The following is a 1,895-nucleotide window of genomic DNA, read 5'->3' as shown; positions in this document are numbered from 1 at the left end:
CTGCAGCAGATCTGGCAGGAGGTGCTGGGTATTTCCCGTGTAGGCGTAACAGATAACTTTTTTGAGCTGGGCGGGCATTCCCTGAAAGCGCTGCGCATCTTTTCGGCTATTCACCGCCGTTTACAATTAAACGCAGTACTGACAGATATTTTTTCCTATCCAACTATACGCACATTTGCAATCAGGTTGGAAAACGCCGCCGCCACAAGGCATAACAGCATCCCTGTGCAGGAACCGCAGTCTTTTTACCCGGTTTCCTATGCACAGCAGCGCATCTGGTTACTGGATAATATGGAAAAGGCCGCCGCCGCATATAATATGCCGGCCGGCTGTTATCTCACCGGGATTATACAGCCGCTTATATTGGAGCAGGCCATTAATGCATTGATAAGCCGGCACGAGATCTTACGCACCGGTTTTATAATGCAGGAAGACAGGCTGGTGCAGGTGATCCATGCTGCAGATACTGTTCACTGTAAGCTGAACGTAATATCCGCCCAGGGAAAAGATGATGAGCAGCTGGCTGCTATGCTTACTGCTGCGGCATCCACCCGGTTTAACCTGGAGGAGCCCTTGCTGTTCAATGCCACGCTCGTGCAGCTGGAACAGAAAAAATATGTGCTGCTGCTCAACATGCATCATATTATCACAGACGGCTGGTCAGCAGAAATATTATTACAGGAGCTGTTGCGGTTATACGAAGCCTTTGTGCAGGAACAACCATCACCGTTAGCGCCCTTGCGCATCCAGTACCGCGACTATGCCGTATGGCAGCAGCAGGGAGAAGGAGCTGCTATTATTGCCGCACAGCAGCAATACTGGCTGCAACAGTTTGCGGGAGAGCTGCCTGTGCTGGCTTTACAAACAGACCGCCCCCGCCCCGCTGTTAAAACCTATAACGGCCATACCTATTATTTTCAGCTGGATCAACCGCTGGCGCAGCAGCTGAAGGCATTCAGCCAGGAACAGGGCGCCACTCTTTTTATGACCTTGCTGGCATGCGTGCAGGTATTGTTGCATAAATACACTGCGCAGCATGACCTGGTGATAGGAACAGTAACTGCCGGCAGGGACTATAAGGACCTGGAAGACCAGGCAGGTATGTATGCGAACTCACTGGCCCTGCGCTGCCGTTTTAACACGGAAGATACTTTTGCCACTTTGCTTGCTCAAACAAAAGCACTGGTGCTGGACGCTTTTGCGCACCAGCAGTATCCTTTTGATAAGCTGGTGAATGAGCTGCCGCTTAAAAGGGATACCAGCCGCCATCCGCTGTTTGATGTGATGGTGATGCTGAACGGTGAGCAGCAGGCCACTGCGCCTGTTGCGTATTATGAGCCGGAACTGCCCACCAGCAAATTTGATATTACTTTCAATTTTACGGTAGCAGGAAATAGCTTAACCGCTGCCCTGGAATATAATACAGACCTCTTTGATGCTGCCCGGATAGCGCTGTTGGCAAAACATTTCAACACCTTGCTAACAAATATCCTGGCCGCGCCGGGTGCTGTTATACAGTCTTACCGGCTAATGCCGCCGGATGAGCAGGCTGCTTTATTACGCAATGGCGAACAGGCAGCACCTTTTGCAGCCGCACAATGCCTGCAGGAGCAGTTGAGCCTTATTGCACAGCAATACCCGCAACGGGTGGCCATTGTGCAGGGGAATGAAAGTATTACCTACGGCGAGCTGGAAGCCCGCGCTAACCGGCTGGCCCACCTGCTGCGCCGTGATTATGGGGTAACACCCAACACGCCGGTAGGCTTGCAGGGCTTGCGCAGCCCTGCTTTACTCGCAGGCTTATGGGCCATTCTGAAAGCCGGCGGCGCTTATGTGCCGGTAGATCCGGCTTACCCCGCTGCCCGCCGCCAGTACCTGCTAACAGACAGTGGTAT

General features: G+C 52.6%; 1 protein-coding gene. It reads left to right on the top strand.

Features of this window, described 5'->3' with window-relative positions; translation table 11 throughout:
* A partial coding sequence (locus BMZ54_RS32650) for a condensation domain-containing protein (protein ID WP_143081228.1) occupies positions 1-1,895 on the top strand: 1,895 nt, incomplete at both ends.

The sequence above is a fragment of the Chitinophaga rupis genome (genome assembly GCF_900109685.1).
GTDB lineage: Bacteria > Bacteroidota > Bacteroidia > Chitinophagales > Chitinophagaceae > Chitinophaga > Chitinophaga rupis.
This window is presented reverse-complemented; position numbering and strand designations above follow the sequence as displayed.